The organism is Bordetella avium (assembly GCF_034424645.1).
In the GTDB taxonomy this organism is placed as follows: domain Bacteria; phylum Pseudomonadota; class Gammaproteobacteria; order Burkholderiales; family Burkholderiaceae_B; genus Bordetella; species Bordetella avium.
On record NZ_CP139969.1, the window covers coordinates 1646008 to 1665230 of the forward strand.

17 protein-coding genes are annotated in these 19223 nt (G+C 64.1%); 6 read left to right on the plus strand and 11 right to left on the minus strand.

The annotated features are described in order from the left end of the window. Positions 1 to 47: 47 nt before the first annotated feature. Positions 48 to 1952 (minus strand): S9 family peptidase, encoded by a 1905-nt coding sequence (locus U0029_RS07875; protein ID WP_370510840.1) that lies wholly within the window; start codon positions 1950 to 1952, stop codon positions 48 to 50. Positions 1953 to 2107: 155 nt separating this feature from the next. Here U0029_RS07875 and U0029_RS07880 point away from each other — a divergent pair, with 155 nt between their 5' ends. Then, positions 2108 to 2554: a BPTD_2524 family lipoprotein gene (locus U0029_RS07880; protein ID WP_012417702.1), complete on the plus strand. Its 447-nt coding sequence runs from the start codon at positions 2108 to 2110 to the stop codon at positions 2552 to 2554. 7 nt (positions 2555 to 2561) lie between these two features. On the opposite strand, the gene U0029_RS07885 is transcribed toward U0029_RS07880, so the two are convergent. Further along, the gene (locus U0029_RS07885; protein WP_114852029.1) at positions 2562 to 2960 is read right to left on the minus strand and encodes a PaaI family thioesterase; all 399 of its coding nucleotides are present in this window, start codon (positions 2958 to 2960) and stop codon (positions 2562 to 2564) included. 166 nt (positions 2961 to 3126) lie between these two features. Between U0029_RS07885 and dinB the strand changes: the two genes are divergently transcribed. Beyond that, positions 3127 to 4209, plus strand: a complete 1083-nt coding sequence (gene dinB / locus U0029_RS07890) for a DNA polymerase IV (protein ID WP_114851961.1) — start codon at positions 3127 to 3129, stop codon at positions 4207 to 4209. Between the two features lie 5 nt (positions 4210 to 4214). Here the strand turns inward: dinB and U0029_RS07895 are convergent, their stop codons facing one another. Next, on the minus strand, positions 4215 to 4676 hold the full coding sequence (locus tag U0029_RS07895) for a GatB/YqeY domain-containing protein (RefSeq protein WP_012417699.1): 462 nt from the start codon (positions 4674 to 4676) through the stop codon (positions 4215 to 4217). 132 nt (positions 4677 to 4808) lie between these two features. On the opposite strand from U0029_RS07895, the gene hmpA reads away from it, so the two are divergent. From hmpA to U0029_RS07910, 3 genes are all read left to right on the plus strand, one after another. Then, complete coding sequence (gene hmpA / locus U0029_RS07900; RefSeq protein ID WP_012417698.1) at positions 4809 to 6035, plus strand: NO-inducible flavohemoprotein; 1227 nt, start codon at positions 4809 to 4811, stop codon at positions 6033 to 6035. Between the two features lie 25 nt (positions 6036 to 6060). Continuing rightward, the gene (locus tag U0029_RS07905) at positions 6061 to 6498 is read left to right on the plus strand and encodes an Rrf2 family transcriptional regulator (protein ID WP_114852030.1); all 438 of its coding nucleotides are present in this window, start codon (positions 6061 to 6063) and stop codon (positions 6496 to 6498) included. A 115-nt stretch (positions 6499 to 6613) separates the two neighbouring features. Beyond that, positions 6614 to 7855: a D-amino acid dehydrogenase gene (locus U0029_RS07910; RefSeq protein ID WP_012417696.1), complete on the plus strand. Its 1242-nt coding sequence runs from the start codon at positions 6614 to 6616 to the stop codon at positions 7853 to 7855. Positions 7856 to 7858: 3 nt separating this feature from the next. Here the strand turns inward: U0029_RS07910 and U0029_RS07915 are convergent, their stop codons facing one another. Genes U0029_RS07915 through imuA form a run of 3 tightly spaced genes read right to left on the minus strand, consistent with a single transcriptional unit; the run spans position 7859 to position 13106 of the window. Continuing rightward, on the minus strand, positions 7859 to 11005 hold the full coding sequence (locus U0029_RS07915) for an error-prone DNA polymerase (RefSeq protein WP_114852031.1): 3147 nt from the start codon (positions 11003 to 11005) through the stop codon (positions 7859 to 7861). 15 nt (positions 11006 to 11020) lie between these two features. Beyond that, complete coding sequence (locus U0029_RS07920) at positions 11021 to 12472, minus strand: Y-family DNA polymerase (protein WP_039052183.1); 1452 nt, start codon at positions 12470 to 12472, stop codon at positions 11021 to 11023. Then, a complete protein-coding gene (imuA, locus tag U0029_RS07925; RefSeq protein ID WP_114852032.1) occupies positions 12405 to 13106 on the minus strand; it encodes a translesion DNA synthesis-associated protein ImuA in 702 nt (233 codons plus the stop codon). Before imuA ends, U0029_RS07920 begins: the two co-directional genes overlap by 68 nt. A gap of 193 nt (positions 13107 to 13299) precedes the next feature. On the opposite strand from imuA, the gene ypfH reads away from it, so the two are divergent. Next, entirely contained in the window at positions 13300 to 14010 is a 711-nt protein-coding gene (gene ypfH / locus U0029_RS07930) for an esterase (protein ID WP_012417692.1), read from the plus strand. A 2-nt stretch (positions 14011 to 14012) separates the two neighbouring features. Here the strand turns inward: ypfH and U0029_RS07935 are convergent, their stop codons facing one another. The 5 genes from U0029_RS07935 to U0029_RS07955 are packed head-to-tail and all read right to left on the minus strand — an operon-like array spanning position 14013 to position 19097. Beyond that, complete coding sequence (locus tag U0029_RS07935; RefSeq protein ID WP_114851962.1) at positions 14013 to 15452, minus strand: efflux transporter outer membrane subunit; 1440 nt, start codon at positions 15450 to 15452, stop codon at positions 14013 to 14015. Between the two features lie 28 nt (positions 15453 to 15480). Continuing rightward, positions 15481 to 16371, minus strand: a complete 891-nt coding sequence (locus tag U0029_RS07940; protein ID WP_012417690.1) for an efflux RND transporter periplasmic adaptor subunit — start codon at positions 16369 to 16371, stop codon at positions 15481 to 15483. 4 nt (positions 16372 to 16375) lie between these two features. Next, entirely contained in the window at positions 16376 to 16588 is a 213-nt protein-coding gene (locus U0029_RS07945; RefSeq protein ID WP_012417689.1) for a DUF1656 domain-containing protein, read from the minus strand. Positions 16589 to 16593: 5 nt separating this feature from the next. Beyond that, on the minus strand, positions 16594 to 18633 hold the full coding sequence (locus tag U0029_RS07950; RefSeq protein ID WP_012417688.1) for an FUSC family protein: 2040 nt from the start codon (positions 18631 to 18633) through the stop codon (positions 16594 to 16596). Beyond that, the gene (locus U0029_RS07955; RefSeq protein ID WP_012417687.1) at positions 18630 to 19097 is read right to left on the minus strand and encodes a MarR family winged helix-turn-helix transcriptional regulator; all 468 of its coding nucleotides are present in this window, start codon (positions 19095 to 19097) and stop codon (positions 18630 to 18632) included. Before U0029_RS07955 ends, U0029_RS07950 begins: the two co-directional genes overlap by 4 nt. Positions 19098 to 19223 lie beyond the last annotated feature (126 nt).

A 19223-nucleotide genomic window follows, 5' to 3' on the forward strand; every position in this document is an offset into this window, starting at 1 on the left:
CGAGCCCGCCATGTCAAGTCTGTCCCTGATTCAAGGCGGGACAGTCGTCAAGGTTTCAGATGTTGGACGAAGAATTTTTCCATGGCGTCGTAGAACTCGAATTTGTTCTCTTCGTTGTGGAAACCGTGCCCTTCGTTGTCTTTCACCATGTATTCCACCTCGACACCCCGGCGTCGCAAAGCCTCGACGACCTGGTCGCTTTCGGCTTTGTTCACGCGGGGGTCTTTGGCGCCCTGGGCGATAAAGAGCGGCGTTTTGATGCGGTCAACGTGCAGGGCTGGCGAGGTGGCTGTCAGACGGTCCTTGTCTTGTACCGGGTCGCCGACCATGTCTTGCATCTTTGCGAGCATGGGCTTCCAGTAGGGCGGAATGGTCTGCATGAAGGTAAAGAGGTTGGACACCCCAACGTAATCGACTGCGGCAGCGTACAGATCCGGTGTGAAAGTAATACCCGCCAGCGTGGCATAGCCGCCATAGCTGCCGCCGTAGATGCCGATGCGCTTGGGATCGGCGATGCCCTGGTCGATCAGCCATTTGACGCCATCCGTGATGTCATCCTGCATGGCCAGGCCCCATTGGCCGAAGCTGGCTTCCCAAAATTTGCGGCCATAGCCGGTGGAGCCTCGGAAATTCATCTGCAATATGCAGAAGCCCCGGTTGGCGAGGAATTGCACTTCGGGGTTATAGCCCCAACCGTCGCGCGCCCAGGGGCCGCCGTGCGGGTTCACAATGCACGCCAGGTTTTTGGGGTCCCGCCCTTTAGGCAGGGTCAGATAACCGTGGATGGTCAGGCCGTCACGGGCGGTGTATTGGATGGGCTGGACCGTGGCCATGTCGGCCTCGGGCAGAGAGGGATTGATATCGGCCAGCTTGTGCAGCGTGTCTTTTCGGGCGTCGTACAGGTAGCGGGCGCCCGGCGTGCGGTCGTTGTAGGCGGCGACGATGAAGCGATCTTCGTCCAAGTTCCAGCTTTGCACGCTGACCTCATAGCCCGGCAGATGACCTTGCAGATCGTCGAACAGCTTGCGGGTGTCTTCGTCGAAGAAACGGTGCTGCGGCTTGTCGGTCTGGTAGGCGGCCAGTGTGAGTACCTTGCGCTTGCGCGAGAAGCCGGCGCCATCGAGGTCTACCGTGTCGGCTTCGAAGATTTTTTCTTCGACGTCGGGCTGGGCCGGGTCGATCACGACCAGCGCCTGGCGATCGCGGCCCCGGTTGGACAGGGCGTAGAGCTTTTTGTCGTCGAAGGTGAAAAAAGCAGGACTGACGCTGGTGCGGTAGTCGGTGGTGATCAAGGGACGGAAGGGTGAGGCTTCGTCGTCTCGGTAGAGCAGGGTGGTGTTCAGGCCGTCGCTGACGATAGCCGCCCGTACACGGCCCGCATGGTCGGTCTGCCAGCCGACCACATTGCCTGGATTCTGGGCGACCTGCGTGGATTGACCGGTGCGCACGTTGACTCGGTAGACGTCAAAGACCTGCGGGTCACGCTGGTTGTGCGAGATGAGAACATGGTCGGGATCATCGGCCAGTTCGTCGATGATGTCAGCACGAACGCCGTCAAAGGGGGTGAGATCGGTAATTTTTCCGCTGATAGTGTCGACCGCCACGACGTGGAAATTCTCATCGCCGCCGAAGTCCTTCTGATAGAGGACGGTATCCCCGCCTTTCCAGAAGAAGTTGCTGATATCACGCGCGGTTTCGGTAGTCAGTTTGCGCGCTTCGCCCTGCGGGCGCCCATCGGCGAGCGCCTGCACATAGATATTCATGCGCGGCGGATGGCCATCAACGCTGACTGGCTGCATAAAGCCCAGCGTCTGGCCGTCATCGGCCAAGCGGAAAAAACCGCGCTCGGGATTGCGGAAGAAATCTTTCAGAGGGTATTGGCGCGGCGGCTGGGCCGAGGCGCCTAGCGCGGTGCCGATCATGCCTGCTGTCAGCAGGGCGCGGGTTAGCATTTTGAACACAATTACCTCCGTCATCTTGCGCCGCCGGGAACGGCGGCGACAGGCACCGTGCAGGCGCCAGAGGCTTTCGATCATGCCACAGGATTTTGGCAGGTGTCGAACCGGTCTGAATGCGGGATAATGCGGCGCAGTTTCTCGGAGGAATCATGTTCAAAGCCATCTCTCTCGCCAGCCTTGTCCTGGCTCTGGCTGGATGCGCGGTCGGCACCGGCCCCAATGACGGCGCCGTATCCGGCGAGGTGCAGGCTCAGGTGCCCCTTAAGGCAGCCTATGACGCCGCCGTCGCACAGGCGCAGCGCTGCTTGGTCGGGCAGGGGGGCTATCGCGTGGAGGGGCAGCTCAATGAGACGACGGCCGTGATGCGCGTGCTTCCCCCCTTTGGCAGCAATGAAATGGCACGGGTGGAAATCAAATCCACCGGCCCGCAGTCTTCGACCGCCCATATCAATATGTGGGGGCGCAGCATCTGGAACAGCGATGCCGTGCGCGCCATGAAAGACGCCATTACCTATGGCCTGCCGTCTTGTGTGGCTTATATGCCGGGTTCGCCGCAGCCCAAGGAAGAGGTCTGGAAGCTGCCCCGGCCGCGCTGATCCCGGCTTAGTCGCTGCCCGGCCGCTGCCGGACCAGCTTGAAGGTGGCCGACGCCTTGGCCACCAGTTCGCGGATTTCGCCCTCGCAGAAGGCGATGGAACTGCCTTTGCGCAGACAGCGGGCCTCGATCACCAGATCGCCCATGCCGGGCGTCATAAAGCTGGTGCTCATGTCTATCGTCGCCATGCCCAGATCAAGCCGATCACCGCGCGCGGCTGCGCTCAGGGTGAAATCCAGCACCGCCATCATCGTGCCGCCATGGACGTGGCCGCGGCTGTTGGTCAGTTCTCGCCGCCAGGGCAGGCGGCAGCGCGCCACGCCGTTTTCGGCAGACTCAGGGATGAGGCCCAGGTAATCCATCAGAGGAATGCTGAGGCCGAAGTAATCGTGTGTTGTCTCGTTCATGCTTATGGTTAGGTGCCGCGTGGGGCCTAGAATGTAGCGCGAAAAGCTGGCCGGGCCTGGACTTTGCATGGCCGGCAACGGGCCGGGGCTGCGCGGCGGGGCGACTCGGGTCATAATAGCGATACCGTATATTTATCCAGTAGTTTGTCTGGGCCAGGGCGCCGCCATGCCGTCAGAAATCCGAAAAATCGTGCATATCGACATGGATGCGTTTTATGCATCCGTCGAGCAGCGCGACCGCCCCGAGTTACGCGGCCAGCCGGTCGTGGTGGCCTGGACGGGCGCGCGTTCGGTGGTGTGCGCGGCCTCTTATGAAGCGCGGCACTTCGGCGTGCATTCCGCCATGGCCGTGTCGCGGGCTCAGCGGCTCTGTCCGGACGCGGTGTATGTGCCGCCGGATTTCAACCGTTATCGGGCGGTGTCGCGCCAGGTACGCGAGATTTTTTCGCGCCATACCGACTTGATCGAGCCGCTGTCGCTCGACGAGGCTTACCTGGATGTTACGGTCAACAAGTTGGGTTTGCCCTCGGCGACCGCAGTCGCCGAGGCCATCCGTGCCCAGATCCAGCGCGAAACCGGCCTGACGGCTTCAGCAGGGGTGGCGCCGAATAAATTTCTGGCCAAGATCGCTTCTGACTGGAACAAGCCCGACGGTCTGTTCGTGCTGCGGCCGGCCAAGGTGCTGGAGTTTCTCCAGCCGCTGCCGGTGCGCAAGGTGCCTGGCGTGGGCCGGGTAACGCAGGCCCGGCTGGAGTCCTTGGGCATTCACACCGTCGGTGATCTGGCCACGTGCGCGCCAGCCGAGCTGGAGCATCACTTCGGTCGGCACGGCTTGCGGCTCCATGAGCTGGCGCGGGGCCTGGACGAGCGCGAGGTGCAGCCCGATCAGCCGCTGCAGCAGGTGTCCGCCGAGAATACTTTTGAGCGCGATCTGCGCCTGGCCGACCTGGGTGAGGCGCTGGACCGCCTTGCGGCGCGGGTGTGGGAGCAGGCGCGCAAAAAAGGCCAGTTGGGGCGAACGGCAGTGCTCAAGCTCAAAACCGATCGTTTCCGTTTGCTTACACGCAGCCTCACACTGTCGCAGCCGCCGTCGTCGGCCGAAGAGCTGGCGGCGATTGCGCGCCGCCTATGCGCGCGCGTGGATTTGCCGGCGCATACACGCTACCGGCTGGCGGGGGTCGGCATGAGCAATTTCACCGACCCCGCTCAAAGCGCGCGCCAGCCTGATTTGTTTGGCGGCGCTTTCTAGCCGGCTCAGGACAGACGGGCCTTGACCTGTTGCGACAACTGCGACATGTCGGCGCGGCCTGCCAGGGCAGCCTTGAGAATCGCCATCACCTTGCCCATGACAGCAGGGCCGGTCACACCCTGAGCCTGCACCTCAGCCAGGGCGGCGGCAATGGCGGCTTCGACCTCTTCTGCGCTGGCGGCTTGAGGCAGGAACTCTTGCAGCACCAACAGTTCGGCCTTTTCCTGTTCTGCGGTTTCCGTGCGGCCGGCGGCCTCGAAGGCGGCGATGGATTCACGCCGCTGCTTGACCTGTTTTTCGATGATGGCGGTGATCTCGGCGTCGCTGACGTCGCGGCGCTCATCGACTTCTTTCTGCTTGACCGCGGCCAGCAGAAAACGCAGGGTGGCCAGGCGGGCGCTGTCTTTGGCGCGCATGGCCTGTTTCTGGGCGTCGAGTAATGCGGTCTTGAGCGAGTCGGTGCTCATGGCGGGGTCCTTGAGGGTTGCAGCAAAGCCCGTGTTTTAACCGCCCGCCTGGTAGCGGTGCAAGTCAGTTTTAAAGGTGTAAAATAAATACATCTTTAACCGATCTATCCCGTGTTTTACGAGGAGTCCTCCATGTTGTCCGCAAGCGTCCGAGAACTGGTCAAATCCAGCGCGCCTGTCCTGAAAACCCAGGGCGAAGCCCTCACGCGTCATTTTTATACCCGCATGTTAAGTGGCAACCCGGAACTCAAGCAGGTGTTCAACCTGGGGCATCAGCACAACGGCCAGCAGCAGCAGGCCTTGGCGCTGGCGGTAGCGGCCTACGCCGAGCATATCGATGACCCATCCGTGCTAGCTCCGGTGCTTGAACGGGTGGCGCACAAGCACGTCAGCTTAGGGATTAGGCCGGAGCATTACGCCATCGTCGGCAGGCATTTGCTGGCCTCGATCCGCGAGGTTTTGGGCGAGGCGGCCAGTGACGCGCTGATCGAGGCCTGGGCGGCGGCTTATGGACAATTGGCCGATGTGCTGATTGGCATGGAGTCGGCGCGCTATGCCGCTTCGGCCGCTCAGCCTGGCGGCTGGACGGGCTGGCGCGGCTTCAAGGTGGTGGGCAAGGTCGTGGAGAGTGCGGAAATCACCTCGTTCTATCTCCGCCCGGCCGATGGCGGCCCGCTGCCCAGCTTTCTGCCGGGTCAATATCTGTCGGTGCGTCTCTATCTGCCCGAGCTGGGCCTGATGCAGCCGCGCCAATACAGTCTGTCGGATGCGCCGGGCAAGGACAGCCTGCGCATTTCAGTCAAGCGCGAAGCGGGCGGCGCCGGCCCGGCCGGGCAGGTGTCGACGCATTTGCACGATCACATCGAGGAGGGGGATGTGCTGGATGTGGCGCCGCCGCAGGGCGAGTTTGTGCTCGACACGAAGGCGACCACACCGGTCGTGCTGATTTCCGGGGGGGTGGGTATCACGCCGATGATGGCCATGCTCAATACGGTGCTGGGGTGTCAGACAGCCGGTGAGCCGGCGCGTGAGCTGCGCTTTGTGCACGCCTGCCGCGAAAAAGCGGTGCATGCCATGCGCGATGCGGTCAACGTGGCTGTGGCGCGATATGCCAATGTGCGCCGGCATGTGTTTTACGAGCGGGTGGCGGCATCGGACCGTCCGGGCGTGGACTACGATTACGAGGGCCGTATAGACTGGCGGCGCATTGCCGCCGATGTGATCTTGCCCGATGCCGATTATTATCTCTGCGGCCCGCTACCCTTCATGCGTGAGCAGTTCGATGCCCTGAGCGCGCTGGGCGTGCCGGCAGGGCGCATCCATGCCGAAGCGTTCGGCACGGGCGGGCCCGGCTGCTAAGGCCGTCGACATTTTTACACCCGCCATGCAACTGACCCGATTCACCGATTTTGGCCTGCGCGTCCTGATGTATCTGACGCAATGCCGCGACCGCGAAAAAACCGTGACGATCCCTGAGATCGCCGAACGCTTTGCGATTTCACGCAATCATCTGGTGAAGGTGGTCCATTTCATGTCGCAGCAGGGCTGGGTTGCCGCCACCCGGGGCAAGGGGGGCGGGCTGGCGCTGGCCCGTCCGGCCGCAAGCTATCGCTTGGGCGATCTGCTGAGGGTGCTGGAACACCAGGGCAGCCTGGTGGACTGCGCCGAACCGCCCTGTGCGCTGCAAGGTGTGTGCCGGCTGGCCGGCGTGCTCAATGACAGCCTGCGGGGGTTTTACGACAGCTTGAATCAGCACAGCCTGGCCGAATTGGTAGGCCTGCCCACGTCAGAGGCCCTCATCCGCCTGCACCGGGCGGCTTGAAGCGGCTGGGGCGCTCAGGCCCAACCTTAGGTTATGGCTGCCCGCCAGATAGGCATTTGCGGCGGGCGCACCCCGTTCGCAGAATGACGCTTTGTCTTGAGCGGGTAACAAGGTTATGCGGGTATGTGTGATGGGCGCCGGGGTCATCGGCGTTACCACGGCCTACTTTCTGGCGCGCGAAGGCCATGAGGTCGTGTTGATCGATAGCGAGTCCCGTCCGGCCGAGGTGTCCAGCCACGCCAATGGCGGTCAGCTCAGTTATAGCTATGTCGCACCCTTGGCCGGGCCGGGCGTGCTGCCTAGCGTGCCGGGTTGGCTGTTGCATGCGGATTCGCCTCTGCGTTTTCGACCGCGTCTCGATCCGCACCAATGGCGCTGGTGTTTGCAGTTCGCGCTGGCCTGCAACGCCGGTACGGCGCGGCGCTCGACGGCCGAGTTGCAAACGCTGTCTTATCTGAGCCGCGATGTGCTGCACCGCCTGCTTGATGAAGAAAACATCGAATTCGGTCATCTGCGCAACGGTAAGTTGATCGCCTACCGCAGCCCCGAGCTCTTGGACAAGGCGCGCAAGCTGGCGGAGTATCAGGCCAGCCTCGGCGCCGAGCAGCGCGTGCTGGATGCCGCCGAGACCCTGGCCTTGGAACCGGCATTGGCGGGCATGGGAAGCAGCCTGGCAGGCGCGGTCTATACCCCCAGCGAAGAGGCAGGCGATTGTCACCAGTTCACGGTGTCTTTGTTCGAGCGTTTGCAGCGTTTCAGCAATGTCGAATGCCTGATGAGCACCACGGTCTCGGGCTTGCGGCGCGAGGGTCGGCGCGTGGTGGCGCTGCATAGCAAGCAGGGTGATATTCGCGCTGACACGGTCGTGCTGGCGACGGGGGTGGGTACGCGAGCCTTGCTCAAGCCCCTGGGTCAGGACGTGCCGCTATATCCCTTGAAGGGCTATAGCTTGACGGTACCCGTGGAGCCTGGTGTAGGGCCCTCGATCAGCGTGACCGACTATGAACGCCGCATCGTCTATGCCCGCGTGGGCCAGGCGCTGCGCATGGCGGCTATGGTGGATATCGGCAGCCATGACCGCGGTATCGATCCGGCGCGTATCGCCCTGCTCAAGCGGCAGGTTGCCGAGACGTTCCCCTCGCTGGATCTGAGTCAGGCCGAGCCTTGGGCGGGGTTGCGGCCGGCAACGCCGACCGGCAAGCCGCTCATCGGTCGGGCTCGCGTGGCCGATAATCTCTGGCTCAATATCGGCCAGGGCGCGCTGGGCTTTACGATGGCCTGCGGCAGTGCGGCGCTTCTGAACTCGCTGATGAACAATCTGGAGCCGCCCATCGATCCTCGGCCGTTCCAGCCCTGAGCATCAATGGAAGTCGCGGCTGCGCGCGGACAGGCCATCCTCATCGAGCCGGCGCAGCAGCGGCGACAGATCCACCAGCCGCTGCGCTACCAGATTGCGCACATTGTCGATGTTCTGCCAGGTGCCGTAGACCCCGAGCAACACGGCGCTCAATAGTTCGCGACGCTGGCGCTCCATTAGCTCTTTGCGTACCACCACATGGACCGGGCCGGTCTCATCTTCGATGGTGACGAAGATCGTGCCTTTGGCCGTTTGCGGCCGCTGGCGCACGGTGACGATGCCGCAGGCCCGCGCCAGCCGGCGGTCGGGATAGGTGTTGAGCACGCTGGCCGGTTCGAAACGGCGCTCGGCCAGTTCGGCGCGCAACAATGACAAGGGATGGCGGCGCAGGCTCAAGCCCAGGCTCTCGTAATCGGCCACGACAGTCTGGCCTTCGCTGGGCGCGGGCAGGGCAGGGTGCTCGGTTTCGATCACGGGCGCCTCATGCAGCAGGTCGCGGCGATACACGCCGCTTGCGGCCTGCCAGCGCGCCTGCCGCCGGTGGCCGGCCAGAGGCCGCAAAGCATCGGCGGCGGCCAGGGCATCGAGTTCCTGACGGTTCAGGCGCGCGCGCCGGCCCAGGTCGGCGACATCGCGGTAAGGCTGTTCACGGTGCGCGGCTGCGATGCGTTCCCCGGCCTCTTGTTTGAGTCCCCGGATTTGATTCAAGCCCAGGCGGACAGCGGGACGCGATTGGCCGGGCAGTGTTTCGAATCCCGCCTCCCAGCGACTGCGCGTGATATCCACCGGCAGCACGACGACCCCGTGGCGGCGGGCGTCTTGCACCAATTGCGCGGGCGCATAAAACCCCATGGGCTGTGAGTTCAGCAAGGCCGCCAGAAAGGCCTCGGGCTCGTGGCATTTGATCCAGGCGCTGGCATAGGCAAGCTGCGCGAAGCTGGCGGCGTGGCTTTCGGGAAAGCCGTATTCGCCAAAACCTTCGATCTGGCGGAACAGGGCTTCGGCGAAGTCCAGGCCATAACCGTGAGCCAGCAGGCCGCCGATCAGTTTGAGACGGAATTTATCGACCCCGCCTTTGCGCCGCCAGGCCGCCATCGAGCGGCGCAGCTGGTCAGCCTCGCCGGGAGTGAAGCCGGCGGCCTCCACGGCGATCTGCATGACCTGCTCTTGGAAGATGGGCACGCCCTGGGTACGTTCCAGTACTTTTTCGATCGCCTTGCCGGGATAGCTGATGGGCTCTTTGCCCTGGCGCCGGCGCAGATAGGGATGCACCATGCCCCCCTGGATGGGGCCGGGGCGCACGATGGCGACCTGCACCACCAGATCGTAATAGGCGCGGGGCTGCAAGCGCGGCAGCATGCTCATTTGCGCGCGCGATTCGATTTGGAACACGCCGACGGTGTCGGCGCGGCAAATCATGTCGTAGGTGGCGCGGTCATCGGGCGGAATCTGATGCAGAGCCAGGGGCTGGGCGCGCCGCTGGCTGACCAGCTCAAGCGCGCGCCGCAGCGCTGACAGCATGCCTAGCGCCAGCACGTCCACCTTGAGCAGACCTAGGGCATCGAGATCATCTTTATCCCATTGCACGACACTGCGGTCCTCCATGGTTGCATTTTCAATCGGCACCAGGCGCGACAGTTTCCCGCGCGAAATCACGAAGCCACCCGGATGTTGGGACAGATGGCGCGGAAAGCCGATCAGGGTTTCGGCAAGAATGGCCCACTGCCGCGCCACCCGCGAGCCGGGGTCGAGCCCGCATTGGCCCAGGGTGCGCAGCATTTCTTTCTTGCCGTCCCACCACTGATGGGCGCGCGCCACAGCGTCGATGAGGGCTTGATCCAGGCCCAGAGCGCGTCCGGTGTCGCGCAGCACACTGCGCGGCCGGTACGAGATCACCACGGCCGTGAGCGCGGCGCGCGGGCGGCCGTATTTGCGATAAATGTATTGAATGACTTCTTCGCGGCGCTGGTGTTCGAAATCGACGTCGATGTCGGGCGGTTCGTTGCGTTCTTTGCTGATGAAGCGTTCGAACAGCGCATTGCCATTGCTGGGATCGACCGCCGTGATGCCCAGACAGAAGCAGACCGCCGAATTGGCCGCCGAACCCCGCCCTTGGCAAAGAATGCCGGCGCTGCGGGCAAAGCGCACGATGTCGTGTACGGTCAGAAAATAGGCTTCGTAGCGCAGCTCGATGATAAGGGCCAGTTCCTTTTCGATGAGCTTGCGAACCTGTGCCGGAATGCCATCAGGAAAGCGCGCGGCCGCGCCTTCATAGGTGGCGCGGCGCAGATAAGATGCGGGGGTTTCACCCGCTGGTACGATCTCGTCGGGATATTCGTAGCAGATTTCATCGAGAGAGAAGGTGCAGCGCTCAGCGATGGCCAGGGTTTGATGCAGCGCCGAAGCGGGGTAGAGGCCGGCCAGACGCAGCCGCGAACGCAGGTGGCGTTCGGCGTTGGCGGCCAGATCGTAGCCGCACTCGGCAACGCTGCGCCCGCTGCGGATCGCCGCCAAGGTATCGTGCAGCGGTTTACGTGAGCGCACATGCATCTGCGCCTGGCTGATGGCGGCCAGCGGCAGATTGGCCGCTTGCGCGGCAGCCTGCACGGCGGCGCGGTGCAGGTCATCACGAGAGCGCTGCAATTGCGCCAGGCCCACCCAGGCCCGCCCTGGAAAGTGACGGGCCAGCCATTGCGCTTGCGCGGCCATTTCGGCGGGCGCCTGGCCATAGGCCGGTGTGAGAATAGCCAGGCAACCCGGCACGCCGCCTTCCGGGCCTTGGGCGGTCAGATCGGCCGGGCGCAGCAGATACTGGCCTTTCACGGCGCGGGTTCGGCCCAGGGTGATCAGTTCGGCCAGATTGCCATAGCCTTCTTTGTCACAGGCCAGCAATACCAGCTCGATGGGGGTATGCGTCCCGTTGTCCAAACGCAGGCGGCTGCCGATCAAGAGTTTCAGCCCAGGATGCTTGCCTGCCTCGACATGGGCGCGCACCACCCCGGCCAGCGAGCATTCGTCGGTGATTGCCAATGCGGCATAGCCCAGTTTTGCGGCGCGCTCGACCAACTCTTCGGGATGCGAAGCGCCGGTCAGGAAGCTGAAGTTGGATTGACAATCCAGTTCGGCATAGCCGGGTAGCAGGGCAGACATCATGGCCATGTTGTCTCAGGCGTACAGCCCGTGAAGAAACCAATGTTCGCCATGCTCGCGATACAGCCAGTAGCGGGCGCCCGCCTCGTCTTCGGCCACAAAATAATCGCGCTGGGTAAGCGTGGCGTCCCACCAGCCGCTTTCGATGCGTTCGGGCCCCCGCAGCAGGCGTAGCGGCTGGCCCTGATAAATCGGGCGATGGCCCCGCTCTTGCAGGGCGCGGGCGGGCTCGACCAGCCAGAACGGACGGTCCAGCGGCCCGGCAGGCGGAGTGTCGCGCAGACGTAGGCCCTGATGTGCGGGCTGCCACTGATTGGCGACTTCGGGGCGGTGATCCGCTTGAGGATAGGCCTGCCGCACAGCAGCCGGGCCCAGACGCGCCGCCAGCAGATCCAGCAGGCGGGCATGGTCGGCGGCATTGCCGCCTGGCTCGGGGAATAATGTCTGGCTGGCGACGACGGGCGTTTCGGTTTCCTGTGCCGACAAAACCACGGCAATGACTGGCGCAGCCAGTTCAAAACGCGCCAGGCGCTCGCGCAACAAGCCCAGGAGGTGGCTGTTATGCCAGATCGGTTCAGCCATGGCCAGTGTGAGCAAGGAGGGCTCGCGGGCGCGGCGGCCGCGTTCGTGTTCCAGGGACAGCGTCATGCTGCGCACAGCGCGGCGGCGGGCATGCAGCCAGCCGCTTAATTGTTCGGTCAGGCGTGCAGCCACGCTCATCAGGGCGTCGGCCTGCTCAACGTAGTCCATGAATTCGATGCGAGCGGCAAAGCGCGGCGGCGGTTCGTGCCAGCGGTGCGCTTCATTGGCTAGGCCATAGGCGCGGTCCAGCGCCAGCAGCAAGGCCGTGCCGGCGCGGCGTTGTAAACCGCCCCTGGGCAGGGCACGTGTGTCGGCCAAGGTAGCGCAGCCCAGGCCTTGCAGCCAGGAGGCCTGCGAGGCGGCTTCGGCTAGCAGGGTCAGGGGCAGGCGGTCCAGCCGCCGGATCAGGCTGTCCATATGCAGGGCGGGCGGCGCTTTGCCCAGCGCCAGCAGCCAGGCGCCCTGCGCGGTGGGCGCCATACCCAGCCGGGCACTCAGGTTCAGCGCGGCCAGCGTGGCGCGCACCCGCCTGGCCAGGGCGCGCGGACCTCGAAACAGTTGCAGGCTGGCGCCCACGTCGAGCAGCAGCGCATCGGGTTCGCGCAAAGCCAGTTGCGGGGTGTATTGCAGCAGCGCCAGCGCAGCCTCGTGGAGGCGGCTTGTTTCGGCAGCGGGATCGCGGACCTGCAACTCGGCGTCGGGCGCCAGGGCCAGGGCGCTGGCGCGCCGCATGCCGGGCGTCAGGCCCCGCGCGCGTGCGGCGGGCGATAGTGCGGCGATGCGTTCCTGTTCGATGACGGCGCAGCAGCGTTCCGGCTCATGCCACCGGGTATGCGTGCTGTCCAGCGACAGGTGATGAAGATGAATGGCGATCCAGAGTCGCATGGGCAGCTAGAGCGATGGCTTGGACAGGTGCGTCGAAAGACAGAAAGACCGGGTTTTCGCACACCGGGCCACGGCGTTTGAGAATCTGCACCGACAGACCGTCCTGAGCGGGGGCTAGGGCCAGGCGCAAAGGCGCGGGTGAGGCGCCGTGCGCCGCCTGGGCCGGGCGCAACACGAAAAACAGCGTGTCGCTGGCCTGGGCGGCCAAATGCAGCCGGCGCAAAGACTCGGGCCGCACTTGCGGCAGCCAGCACAACAACGCCGTGCAACTGGCGTGTTTGAGCACCTGTTCGGTAGCCCAGAGCGTGTCGGCCAGTTTGGCGGGCGCGATCCAGAGCAGGCGTTCGGGCGCGATGCGCCATTGCCGCCAGGCCGCGATATGTGGCGTGAAAGGGGGCTGCACCAGCGCGACCGGGCGGCTGTCTTGCTGGCCGCGCAAGGCCGTGGACAGCAGACGTAATTCGCCACTGCCCGGATGGGGCAAGAGCAATTCGGTCAGGCTGCCCACCGGCCAGCCGCCCTCGGGCAATTGGGCCGATAAGTCGGCATAGCCCGTGGGGACGACGCGTGCGCTGGCCCGAGCCAGTTGCGTGGCCCTCCAGAGGGCGGGGTGGATATGTTCGGGTGCGGGCATGGCCGGAATAGCGGAAATATACTGTATTAATATACAGTAGATCATACCGGAAATTTCCCAGCGCCCCTAGGCGGCAAGTCGTGCGTCAGAGGGCTGGACCTGCGTCGGCTGCCGTTTGCTGCGCGTGAAAACCTGACAGCGCCTAGAATGCAAGCAGGGCGGGCCAGACCCGCCATCTCACCGGATACGCATCATGAGTACAACCATTACTACCGCTATTGAGCTGTTGCCCGAACCCGAAATCGAAATCAAGCAGCTCTTTATTCTGTTGCATGGCGTCGGCGGCACGCCCGCCAGCTTGGAGAATCTGGCCCAGGCCTTGCGCCAGGCCTTTCCGGCTTCGGCTGTGCTGATTCCTGCGGGCGCCCAGCCGTTTGACGGCGGCGGCGAGGGCCGTCAGTGGTTCTCTATTCGTGGCGTGACCGAAACCAACCGTCCTGAGCGGGTGGCCGCCGCCTTGCCGTCCCTGGTGAGCTATATCCAGGCTCAGCAGCAGCGTTTGGGCCTGTTGCAGTCGGACACCGCCCTAGCCGGTTTCTCGCAAGGCGCCATCATGGCCTTGGAGGCTGTGCAGGCCCATGATGGGCTGGCCGGTCGGGTCATGGCGTTTTCAGGCCGCTACGCCAGCTTGCCCAAGGCGCCGCCGCAATACACCACCATCCATATCCTGCATGGCGCGGCCGACCCGGTGATTGAGGCCGTGCATGCCCAGGCTGCCCAGGCCCGGCTTGCCGAACTGCATGGCGATGCCACGATTGATATCGCCAGCTCGGTGGGCCATGAGTTGCATCCGGCGCTTATTGAGCGTGCCATCGTGCGCCTCAAAACCTGTGTGCCTTTGCGCAGTTGGGAGGCTGCGCTCGGCCTGAATCAGACGCCGCCCGAAGGCAGTTCCGTACATTGAGATCAAGGCATGGCGGGCGCCGGGTCTTCCCAGCCCCCGCCCAGCGTAAGAAACAGTTCGATCTGATCGTCGGACAGAGCCGCTTGCGACGCCGCCAGTGCGCTTTCATTGCCAGCCAGCGTGCGTTCGGCATCCAGCACGCTCAGATAGTCGGTCTTGCCTATCTGGAAGAGTTGGCGCGCCTGTCGGGCGGCCAGGACGCTTTGGTCGCGCGCGGCGCGCAGGGCGCTGTCGCGGTCCAGTTGCCGGGCATAGCTGACTAGGGCGCTTTCGGTTTCGCGCAGCGCATTGAGCACCGTACCGTCAAAGCGCGCCAAGGCCGCCTTGGTGGATGCTTCGGCTTGGGCAATACGGGCCTGCGCCGCGCCAGTATTGGGCAGCGTCCAGGTGATCAAAGGCCCGATGCTCCAGCTTAAGGTGCCGCGATCGCCAAAGCGCGTGGCGGGACCGCCCGAGGCCCCCGACAAACCTAATGAAATCTTGGGGTAAAGATCCGCTGTGGCCACGCCGACGCGAGCGGTGGCCGCCGCCAGGCTGCGCTCGGCCTGACGGATATCCGGGCGCCGGCGCAGCAGCGCCGCGCCGTCGCCCACCGGAATGGCTTGCGTCAGGCGCGGTGCCTGCGCGCATTGCATCAGCTTTTGCGGCAACTCAGCGGGCAGCCGCCCCGTGAGGGCGGCCAATCGATAAAACGCGCTGCGTTGCCGCGCCTCGAAAGGCGGCAGTTCGGCCTGCAATTGCGCGAGCTGGCTGCTGGCGCGAGATAGATCCAGCGCGGTGCCGCGTCCGGCGTTTTGCAGGCGTTGAACCGCATTGACCGACTCTTGTTGCACAGCGACCGATCGCCGCGCCGAGGCCAGTTGCATCCCTGCCGAGCACAGGTCCGCATAGGCACGGGCGGTCTCGGCTGCGACGGTCACACGGGTGGCGTCATAGGCTGCCTGCGCTGCCTGGGCATCGTCGCGTGCGGCTTCGATGGCGCGGCGGATTTGCCCGAACAAATCAATCTGATAGGAAATGCTGGCGCCGGCAGCGTATGACCAGCGGTCTTGCGGACGGACATCGGGTTGCAGTTCCTGGACGCCGGAGACATGGCCGAAAGTCGGTGCAGCGTTCACCCCCACCGTTGGCAACTGCTGCGCCTGAGCTTCGCGCGTCATGGCCTGGGCGCGTTCCAGATTGGCTGCCGCTGCGCGCAGATCGGTATTGGCCGTGAAGGCGGATGTTATCAATTGATCGAGCACCGGGTCTTTATACAGCCGCCACCAGTGCGGCGGCAGTTCATTTGATTGATAGCGATGCGCGTCGGCCTGGGCGAAGGGGGCTTGGGCTGCCGCGCGTTGCGCCACGGCGTCTGCGGGCAGGCGGTAGTCCCTGCCCACGGCGCCGCAACCCGCCAGCGCGAGCGCCAATGTCAGCGAAGTCAGGGTGCGAATGGGCATGGCGTCGAGTCCAGAAAAGAGGGGGGAATCAGTGCTTGGCGGAGGCGGTATCGATGGCCACGGTCGCGGTCTGGCCGGCCACCAGCCTTAGGTCGTCGGGAGCCTGATCTATCTTCACGCGTACCGGAATGCGCTGGGCCAGACGCACCCAGTTGAAAGTCGGGTTGACGTTGGGCAGCAGGTTGGCGCTGGTGCTGCGATCGCGATCGGCAATCCCCATCGCTACGCTTTCCACATGGCCCTGGATTTGTCGAGAATCGCCCATCAGGGTCACCAGAACCGGGTCTCCTTCGTGGATGCGGGGCAGTTTGGTTTCTTCGAAATAGCCTTCGATGTAGAAGGAGCCGGCATCCACCAGGGCCATGACGGCTCGGCCGGCGTTGGCATAAGATCCCACGCGCAGATCAAGATTGGTGACGCGGCCATCGCTTGCCGCTACCACGCGGCTGCGCTCCAGGTTCAGGCGGGCCAGATTCAATTGCACCTCGGCCTGCGCCAGCGCGGCCTCGCTTTGATGCAGGCGGGTCTCGCTTTGCTCCCGTATTTCGGCTGAAACCAGCTGGCCCAGCGCACGATTGCGTTTGACATCGCGCGCAGCCTGGTCGCGCGCCACCTGCTGGGCCTGCAAGGCGGCCTCGGCCTGATCAAAGGCCAGTTGAAAGCGTGCGCGGTCGATCTCAAACAGCGTATCGCCTGCCTTGACGCTCTGGTTATCGCGTACGGGCACGGCGGTAACCAGGCCGGACACATCAGGCGCCACCTGCACGATATTGGCCTTCACCCGGCCGTCACGCGTCCAGGGCTCAAGCTCGTAATGCACCCAAAGCTGCCAACCGGCAAACAGCGCCGCGAGAATGGCCAGCGCGGTGACTGCGTACTTGCCCAGCGCGGCCGGGCGGAGCGAGTTGGGAAGTTTCATACTGCTATCCCTGAAAAAAATATGGGGAAATCAAAAAAACGCCATACAGCAGCACGACCGTCAGCGCGAGGTCGAACAGCGCCGGATGCCACACAAAACGGTAAAGACCCGCGCGCGCCAGCAGGCGCCGCAACATCCAGCTCAGGCCCAGCGCTGGCAGGGCCAGCACCAGCAGCCAGGGAAAATAAACGCCGTAGAAGTTGAATTCGCCAATCATGGTGCTCAGGCCTCCTGGAACACAGGGCGGTAGACCTGGGCATCCGGATAAAAGGCGCGGCGGATGCCCACCAAGGCCACCACGGCACGCTCCCGGGCCGTTTCGCCAGCGTCCGGCGTGGCGCATACGCTTTGCAAGGCGCGGTCGATGCGGGCCAGCAGATCGGCCGGACGCGCTTTGCTTTTACCGGCCAGACGCGCTTCAAAACAGTCCGCCAGGCCGCGCAGCACCGGCTCAATGGCCGCATCTGCTACCGGCATATGAGGCCGGGCGCGTTGCAATTCGGCGATGTCTTTGCCCACGCGCAGATCCTTCAATGCGTCACTGGCGAATTGATCGTCCTGGCGCTGCGTGATGGCCAGCCGTGGTTGCAGCAGGCCGATGCGGTCCAGCAGGCGTGCCGCAAAGGCCTGCCGGTTCAGGACGCGCTGACCGCGGGCCAGCGTGGCGAGTTCTTTCCAGTTGGCGCTTTGCAGACGGCGAGCGCTCCATTCCACGCTTACCGAACGGAAAATGGCGGTGATGATGGCCGCCAGCGCCACGCCGATACATTGCGCCAGCGTCGTATCCAGAAAGGACACGATGTCGGCGGTATGGGTGTCATGCAGGGCCAGGGTGCCGCTCAAGCCGAAAAACACCGCCATGGCCTTGCCTACCGAGGCTGGCCGTGTGAGCAGGATGCCGACCACAAAGGCGACCGGAAACAGCGTCAGCGCCAGCATTTCAAACGAGTGCAGCGCCGGCATGATGCCCAGCAGATACAAGGCCGACAGCGGGATCGACGCAATGGTGTATTTCAAAAACTGCATGATGCCGGGCACCGGGTCGTCCTGCGCGGCGAAAAAACAGCTCGCAATAGCCGCCATTAGCGCTGCGGTCGCGCCATTGGTCCAGGCCGTGCCGATCCAGAACAGGCAGCAGACGGAAATCGCCAGGCCTGCGCCCAGCGCCGATAGCAGGGCCAGTTGATGATCGCGGTGCAGGGCCGGACCGCGTGTCAGGCGGCGCGGCGCCGGACGCGGACGGCCTTGCAGGCCGTCCCGGATGTCTAGCCGCACGACCAGGCAGGCGTCATAGCTTTCCACCAGTTCGCGCAGTCGGGTCAGCAGGCTGGCCAGCAAGGCCTCGTTCCAGCTCGATTCCGCACGCATGGGCGGCGTCAGCGCCACCAGCCGGGCGCGCAACTGCGCAGCCTGTTCGCGGGTGGCGCTGGCACTGTTGTCCATCCACGCTGAAATATCATCCATCACGGCGCGTACCGGCGCCGGCAGCTCACGGCCGCTGGCCGCCAGCGCCTGTAGCCGGTCCTCGATGGCCGACACGGTCGGCGTGATGGCGACGATGTGATCTTGCATGGCTCGCAGCGCATTCGCTGTCCAGCGGATATTGCCCGTGTCAAAAGGCACGTGCGTGGCCATCAAGCGCAGTTGCGTGATGTCGTTGGCCAATGTGCGGCGGTCTTTGGCCTCTTTGCCGCCCAGGCCCAGTGTCTTGAGCACTTCCTGCACCCAAATGCGGGCGTCGCGTACCGTGGCGTCCAGCCGGCTCATCAAGGGCCGCCCGATGCCGCGCGGCAGCACCAGGCTATGTGCCAGCGTGGCGCAGATGATGCCAAGGCTGATTTCCTCCACCCGCGCCAGCGCCGTGTCAAATACGGTGGCCGGGTCGCTGACGCTGGGAAAGCCGATCATCGCGGCCGTATAGCCCGCCAGCATAAAAAGGTAGGAGCGCGGTGTGCGGTCCAGCAAGGCCACATAGAGGCAGATGCCCACCCACAACACCATCACCAGTGTCATCAGCACGGGATAGTTGGCCAGCCGGGGCACGGTATAGACCGTCATCGCTGAGCCGAAGAAGGTCCCGCCCAGGCGGTAAACTGCCTTGGAGCGCACCGCGCCGGACCAGGGTTGCGACACAATATAGGCGGTCGTCATGGCCCAGAACGGTCTTGGCAGGCCGATGCTGTAAGAGAGATATAAAGCGGCCATGGCGCCCATAAAACTCTTTAGCGAGAATAGCGCTTCTTCCAGCGTAGGCGGTTTCATGGCTTGAAACCCGCCGCGGCGGACTCACGGCCCAAGGCAGTCTTCAACTGTTCCAGCACGCTCAGGCAAACCGTCAAATCTTCCTGTGGCACGTCCTTAAACAGTTGGCGGCGTAACTGCACCAGCACTGCTTCGACCTGCTCGCACAGCGCCTTGCCCGAGGCGGTCAGATGTATCGTCTTGGCTCGCCGATCTTGGGTGGCTTCGCGCCGCTCCATCAGACCGGCCGCTACCAACTGATCCAGCACCCGTACCAGCGACGGGCCTTCCACACCCAGCGCTTCGGCCAGCGCGCCCTGGCGCACACCGTCACCCAGGCGGCCAGTCAGAATCACCGGCCAGGCCGTGGCCTGTGACAAACCAAAATCCACCAGGGCCTTGTCGGCCGCGCTGCGGTAGGCCCGCGACAACACCATGAGGTTCGCGGTCATGTTCATGAGCTGAGAGTCGGTGGGCGTGTTCATGGGAATCCATCACAAGCTATTAAGTAGGAAGCTAATAGATAGCTTACACTAGTATTGCTAGGGATTCTACTTATATCAATGGCTTGCTAATAATTGCGCCGCACGGAGGCCCGTCTCGTCGAGGCG

Coding starts and splice junctions, on each gene's coding strand:
- U0029_RS07875 (WP_370510840.1), bottom strand. CDS start 1,952: ATGCTAACCCGCGCCCTGCTGACAGCAGGCATGATCGGCACCGCGCTA.
- U0029_RS07880 (WP_012417702.1), top strand. CDS start 2,108: ATGTTCAAAGCCATCTCTCTCGCCAGCCTTGTCCTGGCTCTGGCTGGA.
- U0029_RS07885 (WP_114852029.1), bottom strand. CDS start 2,960: ATGAACGAGACAACACACGATTACTTCGGCCTCAGCATTCCTCTGATG.
- dinB (WP_114851961.1), top strand. CDS start 3,127: ATGCCGTCAGAAATCCGAAAAATCGTGCATATCGACATGGATGCGTTT.
- U0029_RS07895 (WP_012417699.1), bottom strand. CDS start 4,676: ATGAGCACCGACTCGCTCAAGACCGCATTACTCGACGCCCAGAAACAG.
- hmpA (WP_012417698.1), top strand. CDS start 4,809: ATGTTGTCCGCAAGCGTCCGAGAACTGGTCAAATCCAGCGCGCCTGTC.
- U0029_RS07905 (WP_114852030.1), top strand. CDS start 6,061: ATGCAACTGACCCGATTCACCGATTTTGGCCTGCGCGTCCTGATGTAT.
- U0029_RS07910 (WP_012417696.1), top strand. CDS start 6,614: ATGCGGGTATGTGTGATGGGCGCCGGGGTCATCGGCGTTACCACGGCC.
- U0029_RS07915 (WP_114852031.1), bottom strand. CDS start 11,005: ATGTCTGCCCTGCTACCCGGCTATGCCGAACTGGATTGTCAATCCAAC.
- U0029_RS07920 (WP_039052183.1), bottom strand. CDS start 12,472: ATGCGACTCTGGATCGCCATTCATCTTCATCACCTGTCGCTGGACAGC.
- imuA (WP_114852032.1), bottom strand. CDS start 13,106: ATGCCCGCACCCGAACATATCCACCCCGCCCTCTGGAGGGCCACGCAA.
- ypfH (WP_012417692.1), top strand. CDS start 13,300: ATGAGTACAACCATTACTACCGCTATTGAGCTGTTGCCCGAACCCGAA.
- U0029_RS07935 (WP_114851962.1), bottom strand. CDS start 15,452: ATGCCCATTCGCACCCTGACTTCGCTGACATTGGCGCTCGCGCTGGCG.
- U0029_RS07940 (WP_012417690.1), bottom strand. CDS start 16,371: ATGAAACTTCCCAACTCGCTCCGCCCGGCCGCGCTGGGCAAGTACGCA.
- U0029_RS07945 (WP_012417689.1), bottom strand. CDS start 16,588: ATGATTGGCGAATTCAACTTCTACGGCGTTTATTTTCCCTGGCTGCTG.
- U0029_RS07950 (WP_012417688.1), bottom strand. CDS start 18,633: ATGAAACCGCCTACGCTGGAAGAAGCGCTATTCTCGCTAAAGAGTTTT.
- U0029_RS07955 (WP_012417687.1), bottom strand. CDS start 19,097: ATGAACACGCCCACCGACTCTCAGCTCATGAACATGACCGCGAACCTC.